We start from the raw sequence: 7,046 nt of genomic DNA, 5'->3' as shown, positions 1-7,046 counted from the left end.
GTCATGGGCCGGAGCGGCGATCCTGCCTCGTTGGGGAAAACCATCAAAGACATTTTCCCCCAACAGGCGGCGGAGATGTTCGAGGGGGCGAAGTCGGGCAAAGTCCTGGCAATCGATAGGGCCGATGACACTCACGTCATGCTTGTCGTGCCATTTTCACCCATCCCTAATTCGAGCCATTGGATGACCGTCATCGAAGTGCCGCGTGCCACATTGATGGCCTCGGTTGCGGCGTTGCAGCAAGTGCTGGAGCAATCGAATCGGACGTCGGTGATGGTGCAGGTGGCCACCGGGATTGGCGTCACCGTGGCGGGGATATTGCTGATGGGGTGGTTGGCGGTGAGTGTCACCCGGCCCATCCGCCGGGTGTCCGCGATGCTGGAAAATATCGCCGATGGTGAGGGTGATCTGACCCAGCGACTGAGCGCCGAGCGCCGCGATGAAATGGGCGTGCTGGTGGGTGGGTTCAACCGCTTCCTCGATAAACTGCAGCCCATCATTGCCCAAGTCAGCCAGAGCGTCCTGGACACGCGCTCCACCGCCGACCAGGCGTCTTCGATTGCCGCCCAAACCAGCAACGGTATGCAGCAGCAACTGCTGGAAGTCGAGCAAGTCGCGACGGCCGCCCATGAAATGAGCGCGACCTCCCAAGAGGTGGCGCGAAGTGCGTCCATGGCGGCGACCGCCGCGCGAAATGGCGATGCCGCTGTGCGCTCTTGCAAAAGCACCATCGAGACCGCTGCGCATTCCATCCAGTCGCTGGCGGCGCATATGAGCGGCGCCATGAACGGGGTGCGACAACTCGCCGCCAGCAGTGAGGAAATTGGCAGTGTGCTCGACGTGATCCGCACCATTGCCCAGCAGACCAATCTGTTGGCGTTGAATGCTGCGATCGAGGCGGCAAGGGCCGGGGAGACCGGGCGAGGCTTTGCCGTAGTGGCCGATGAGGTTCGCCATCTGGCCCAGCGCACCCAGGACTCCGTGAGTGAAATCCAGGGTGTCATCGAGAGCCTACAGGGCGGCACATGCGAAGTGGTGAGCGCCATGCAGAGCCAGCATCGCCAGGCCAATGCCAGTGTCGAGCAAGCCCTGGTGGCTGTCGACGCATTGGCCAATGTCAGCGAAAGCATCGAGATCATGACGGGCATGAATCTGCAAATTGCCAGCGCGGCCGAAGAGCAGAGCGCAGTGTCTGAAGAGGTGAATCGTAACGTTTCGGCCATCAGGGATGTAACGGGTCAGTTGGTGGGGCAAGCGGATCGATCGGCCAGGATCAGCCACTCCTTGAACGATCTTGCGAACCAGCAACAGAGGCTGATGAATAACTTCAAGGTCTAGAGAAGCTGAAGGCGCTGCGATTCCTGATAAAAAAATGCCGGATCATGGGCTTGTTCAAAAGCGCATGATCCGGCGTCAACGTTACGGTTGAACCCGATGCTGAAGAGAGCAAAGGGCGTTTTTCTGCACCATCGCCCGTCAGGCTGGAATCACCACGAAGCTGTCTGGTTTGCAGGTGAGCGCGACCTCGGCTCCGGGTGGCAGGGCATGGCTGCCCGGGACAGGCAGTTGTTGGCACTTGAGGTCCAGGGTGCCGCCGGCAACCGCCACACGGTAGATCACGCGGTTACCGATGAACGATGTGTCTTTGACTTTCCCGGCGAATGCCCCGTCGGCCAACGGCGCGTCTTGAGCGGCTTCAAGGCCGATGGTTTCGGGACGGATCGACACATTGACCGGCCCGGCCTCCAGGCTGTCGCCGGCCATGTGCGCGTAGCGACCGAAGGGTAGATCGACATAGCCGCTGCGGGTGTCGCCCAACCCGTAGGTGCCGGCGACGATGTTGGTGTCACCGAAAAATTTCGCGGCGAACAACGTGCGCGGGGACCAATACATCTCTTGTGGCCCGCCTATCTGCTCGATGCCGCCCTTGTTCAGCAGCACGACACGGTCGGACAGGATCATCGCCTCGTCCTGGTCATGGGTCACATACACGAAGGTGGTCGATGTCTCTTCGTGGATTCGCTTGATCTCGTTGAGCATGTGGTGGCGAATCTTCAAGTCCAGCGCAGCCAACGGCTCGTCGAGCAGCAACACGGCGGGACGATTCACCAATGCCCGGGCCAGCGCGACGCGTTGTGCCTGGCCGCCACTGAGCTCGGAGATCCAGCGATTCTTGAAACCCTCCAATTGAACCAGTTCGAGCGCCTTGGTTACTTCTCGCTTGATCTCCTCCTTGGGTTTTTTCTTCAGGCGCAGCCCGAAAGCCACGTTGTCGAAAACATCAAGGTGAGGAAACAGCGCGTACTTCTGGAACACCATGTTGACGGGGCGGTGTTCAGGCGCCAGGGACGTGGAGTCCTTGCCATCTATCATGACTTTGCCGGTAGTGGGCTCTTCGAAGCCTGCAATGATGCGCATCAGTGTGGTCTTGCCGCAGCCGCTTGGGCCCAACAAAGTGAGGATTTCGTTGCGTTTTACGGTCAGGTCGACTTTGCCGAGGGCGGTCAGGTTGCCGTAGCTCTTGGAAATTCCGGTCAGTTCAATGCTATTGGTCATGGCGGTTACTCTGCAGTTTCAGCACGTTCAAGTTCGAGACGACGACGGCGCAAGGTCATGACCAGGCCGGCGGTGACGATGATGGCGATGGTGACGACCAGCATGAATACCGAGGCGGCATTGATGGTGGGGCTGACGGCGCGGCGCATCATCGAAAGAATCATGAGTGGCAGCGTGGTATCGCTGCCGGTGACGAACACGGTGATCAGGAATTCGTCCATCGAAAGCGCGACCGCGAGGATCGCGGCGCCCGCAATGGTCGGCCCGATGATGGGCAGCGTCACCAGCCAGAACGCCTTGAGTGGGCTGGCGCCCAGGTCTCGCGCCGCTTCCTCGAACGACAGATCGAAGTACTCCAGGCGTGAACGCACGGACTCGACGAAGAATGGGAAAGTGAACAGCGTATGGCCGATCACGACGGTCAGCAGCGAACGGGGCAAGCCGATCAACGAGAAGAAAATCACCAACGCGATTCCCAGGAACAAACCGGGGAGGGCGATTGGGGCGAAGTTCATGAAGGCAAAGGCAGACTTGCCCCGACCTTTCATGCGCATCAACGCCAGGGCTGAGAACGTACCCAGCAGCGTGGTGAGCATGGCCGAACCCGCGGCGACGATTGCGCTATTGGTCAAGGCGGTCATGAAGTCCGAACTGCTGAACAGCGCCTCATACCATCGGACGGAGAAGCCTTCGAACGGGAACGACAACGAGGCTGACGAATGGAAGCTGAACAACGCGATGATCGCGATGGGCGCGTAGAGGAAAAGCATATAAAGGTAAGTGAATAGTCTGATCATGGCGGTCACCTTGCTTTTTATTGGCGGTGTTCAGTCGTGGTAGCGTTTGCCCGGCGCCAGGTTGGCGGCGCGCAACAAGCCCAGCAGCAGCCCATACACCAACATGAAGACCACCAGCAGCAGGTACGCCATCGCCGCCCCCAGCGGCCAGTTGCCGACCGAGCGGAACTGGTTGGCGATCACCAGGCCGGTGGTCATGGCGTCCCTGCCGCCCAGCATTTGGGGGGTGACGTAATCACTGGCAGCGAGGACGAAGGTGAACATGAACGAACTGACGATGCTTTTGTGCGCCATCGGCATGATCACTCGCCACAAAATGGTGGCGCCGCCGGCGCCCAGGTCCGCGGCGGCTTCCAGGTAATCCTTCTTGATATCGCGCAAGCCCGACACCAGCAGCAGAAGGGTGAAGGGCAGCATGATGTGGACCAGGGTCAATACCACCGAAAACTTGCTGAACACCAGCCAGTCCAGGGGGGTATCGACCAGCCCAAGGTGCAACAGCGTGGAATTGATCACGCCGTTGGTGCCCAGGATCGAGCGCCATGCGTAGACCCGCACCAGATAGCTGGAGAACCACGAGATCAGGGCCAAGTACAGCACGGCGTTGGAGCGCGTCCGATAAACTATGTAATAGGCGACTGGGGCGCTGATGACCGTTGACAGCACCGCGGTCCAGAAACCGTTTTGCAGGGCGATCCACAACGAATCGTAGAACCCATTTGCACTGAGGGCTTTTGCATAGTTGGCCAGCGTCGCGGCAGGCTCCATGCTGAACGGTTTGGCGGTCCAAAAACTCGCGACGAGCAGCAGCGCCGATGGAATCAGGAAGAACACCACCAGGAAGAACATCGGGGGTGACGCCAGCAAGTACCCGCCCAGGATTTTCTTGTCGATTTTCACCTGCATACCCGCCTTCGAATCCCTGGCATCGAGGAGGATGGGCTCGCTGTTGTTGACTACGTTCATGATGATTGTGCCTTTGCTTTTTGTTTCGATAACGAGCGCGTCCTGGCGAGCGCATTTACGCTAGACGAGTGCTCTTCTGAACCTTGCGAACGGGGTCGACAGGCCACGAAGTGCCATCGAACAGAGAAGAGCGTGTTGGCAAACACGCGCTTCAGGTAAGCGTCCGTTCAAGCAGGTCTTTGAGTAGGACGAATTGATCCCAGCCCTAGAACGAGCCTTTGAAATTCGCCCACTGATCGATCCATTCGGCATAGGTCACATACTGATCGGAGCTCAGAGGTGGCTGGCCGTAGAGTTTCGACTTCTCGAAAAAGCTGTCCAGATTGGCGTAGTCAAAGGTGTTTCGAAGGTCTGTCGGAAGCAGTGGCACGGCTTTCGTGTTGACCACGCCGGAGAACATGGTGGTCGCCATTTTGGCCTGGGTTTGCGCTTCGAGCGTCTCGTTGATGAACTCCAGTGCCAACGGTATATCCTTGGCCGTTTTCGGGATGAACAGCGCATCGCACCAGAGCGCGGCGCCTTCTTTGGGGACCGATAAAGCGCTTTCTACGCCACGCTTTTTGGTCTCGCTCGGCGTGTTGGCTGACGCTGAGAACACCGCATCCACTTCGCCTGACACCAGCAGAGAAACCGCGTCCCCCGAAGAGGCGGCAAAAACCCGGCATTGATCCCGGTACGGCTTGAGTTTCTCGAAGGCGTCGTCGAACTCGGCGCGCGTCAGATTGGGAAATTTGTCGCCATAGCCGGCAATGATCGCGATGAGCGACCAATTCGACGTCCCGTCATCGACGAAGGTCAGCTTGCCCTTTAATTTCGGGTCGAGCAGGTCTTTGTATTCAGTAGGTGTCTTGACCGCTTTCGGGTTGTAGATGATGGTGTTCATGCCCCACAGCAGGGGCACGCCCCATTGCTTGCCATCCCAATACCAACGGCTGCCTTTGTAGAACAGCGGGAGGGTATTTTCCGCTGAGTAGTTGGGGATCCTTGAGGTGTCGATCTCCTTGAGCAACCCCATTTCCTGGTAGATGGTCTCGTAGCCCAGCGCGTACATGGTCAAGTCAAGCTGCACGGGATCGGAGCCGGCCAGGCGGGCCGTAATGTCGTCCTGGTTGCTGGCATAGCTGGAACGGACGGTAATGCCATGCTGCTTACGCCATTCGGCCAGTTCGGCGTCACCGGTTTCACCTTCCCAGCCAAGGATTTCCAGGTGTCCACCCGCGGCGGCAAATGCGCTGGGCATGAAGGAGCCCATGTACAACCCGGCGGCGGAGGCGGCAGCCCCTAGCAAAAATGTGCGGCGCTTCAGGCTGATCGAATCCAGATCGATGCCGGTGAGTCCATAACCCGTCTCTGTGTCTTTTTTCATTTCGAGTTCCTGCCTAGGTGGTTTTTGTGAAAACGATGGGCGACTTGCAGTGGATCTGGCCCGGCTGGTTCTCCGGGCAGATACTTTTATATGCAGTCCTGTAGATCGGCAGTGTTATGGCCAGCATTGTTTCCATGAGCTGGGGAGGTTGGCGGTGCTGACATGCCTGTTGAGAACATCGCGCACTAGGTCTCCACTGGTCCGATTGACTCTTCCTTGGCTGGGCGCCGCCGCTTTACTGAACGTTGCAGGTAAAGGCTTGAAGCGGCGCGCCCAGCGCTTGATAGGCTCGGCTTGTTGTTTTCATGGATCGAGTATTGGCCTGGCAGGCAGGGCACTCAATTTCGCAGCGCTTATAAAAGCGACGCACTATGACGCATCGAAGTGACCTAAACGGCGCAGCTGACGCGCCATGACACGCGTGCTTCATGAGCAGGCGAGGGGTATGGGGCATCTGCGTCAACGTGCGTCTCTTTTGCCCTTGGTGCGAAATTGAGCGGTGCCAGGTGTGGGCGAATACTCCCGTGGCGATCCTGAAAAAGGCGGAGGTGCATTCGCCCCTTCACGCCTGCGCTTGATTGATTGGAGTGTCTTGTGAAACTCACGGGTGGGCAGATTGTTGCGAAAGCGCTGAAAGCGAACGGCGCCGACTATGTGGCCGGCATACCGGGTGACGGCTCATGGTCTCTGGTAGAAGCGCTGCTGACAGCCGGCACGGATATTCCTTTCATTCAAGTCATGCTGGAGCCGAGCGGTGTTCATCTTGCCGACGGATATTTTCGCGCCTGCGGGCGGCCGATGGCTGTTTTGCTTGCGGGCCCGCTGGGTATTTCGACGGCGCTGGGTGCAATCGCCGATGCGTCGGCGCAATCATCAGCCATGCTGGTCATCAGCGCAGACGACGCTGAGTACGATGATGACAGGCTGGCAACCGTCTCCGGCGGCGTCACGAAAGAACACCGGCGCGTCTCGCGTATCGAACAGTTGCCGCAGGCCCTGCGTCAGTCCTTCGATACGATGTTCAGTGGACGCGTAGGTCCGGTCAGTCTGAATATTCCGGCGGCCGTTCAGGACGTTTCGATTGACGTCAGCCTGGCACCCGCCACCTTGCGCGCCAACAGCGAAGTACCGAGGGCAGGTTCACGGCTGAAAATAGTCGCTTTGCGTCAGGGGCCAGCGACGGGCGGGGTCGACGACAGTGCCAGTGGCGTCCTGCCCTTGACGATCCATAGGCCTTTGGCTGCTTTGCGCTCGATCCTGGAGGAGGAGGCCATCCTGGTGGTGGGCGCCGGGCCTCTTCAGGCCATCGCCCGCCAGGTGTTTCCCCTCTACCATCCGGCTGCTCGTCTGTACGCCGCCAA

General features: G+C 59.0%; 6 protein-coding genes. 2 read left to right on the top strand and 4 right to left on the bottom strand.

Annotation, left to right across the window (positions count from 1 at the left end):
* A partial coding sequence (locus ACE04F_RS03360) for a methyl-accepting chemotaxis protein (protein WP_486104856.1) occupies nucleotides 1–1,338 on the top strand: 1,338 nt, incomplete at its 5' end.
* 138 nt (nucleotides 1,339–1,476) lie between these two features.
* On the opposite strand, the gene ACE04F_RS03355 is transcribed toward ACE04F_RS03360, so the two are convergent.
* From ACE04F_RS03355 to ACE04F_RS03340, 4 genes are all read right to left on the bottom strand, one after another.
* Nucleotides 1,477–2,556, bottom strand: a complete 1,080-nt coding sequence (locus ACE04F_RS03355) for an ABC transporter ATP-binding protein (RefSeq protein ID WP_486104854.1) — start codon at nucleotides 2,554–2,556, stop codon at nucleotides 1,477–1,479.
* Nucleotides 2,557–2,561: 5 nt separating this feature from the next.
* Nucleotides 2,562–3,353: an ABC transporter permease gene (locus tag ACE04F_RS03350; protein ID WP_486104853.1), complete on the bottom strand. Its 792-nt coding sequence runs from the start codon at nucleotides 3,351–3,353 to the stop codon at nucleotides 2,562–2,564.
* 30 nt (nucleotides 3,354–3,383) lie between these two features.
* Complete coding sequence (locus ACE04F_RS03345) at nucleotides 3,384–4,319, bottom strand: ABC transporter permease (RefSeq protein WP_486104851.1); 936 nt, start codon at nucleotides 4,317–4,319, stop codon at nucleotides 3,384–3,386.
* A gap of 205 nt (nucleotides 4,320–4,524) precedes the next feature.
* Nucleotides 4,525–5,685 (bottom strand): ABC transporter substrate-binding protein, encoded by a 1,161-nt coding sequence (locus ACE04F_RS03340; protein WP_486104849.1) that lies wholly within the window; start codon nucleotides 5,683–5,685, stop codon nucleotides 4,525–4,527.
* A 594-nt stretch (nucleotides 5,686–6,279) separates the two neighbouring features.
* On the opposite strand from ACE04F_RS03340, the gene ACE04F_RS03335 reads away from it, so the two are divergent.
* Nucleotides 6,280–7,046, top strand: a 767-nt coding sequence (locus ACE04F_RS03335; protein WP_486104847.1) for a thiamine pyrophosphate-binding protein, incomplete at its 3' end; no start/stop codon positions are given.

This window comes from Pseudomonas sp. AGC41 (assembly GCF_057334555.1).
Note: the sequence above shows the minus strand (reverse complement) of the source record. Positions and strands in the feature narration are given on the sequence as shown.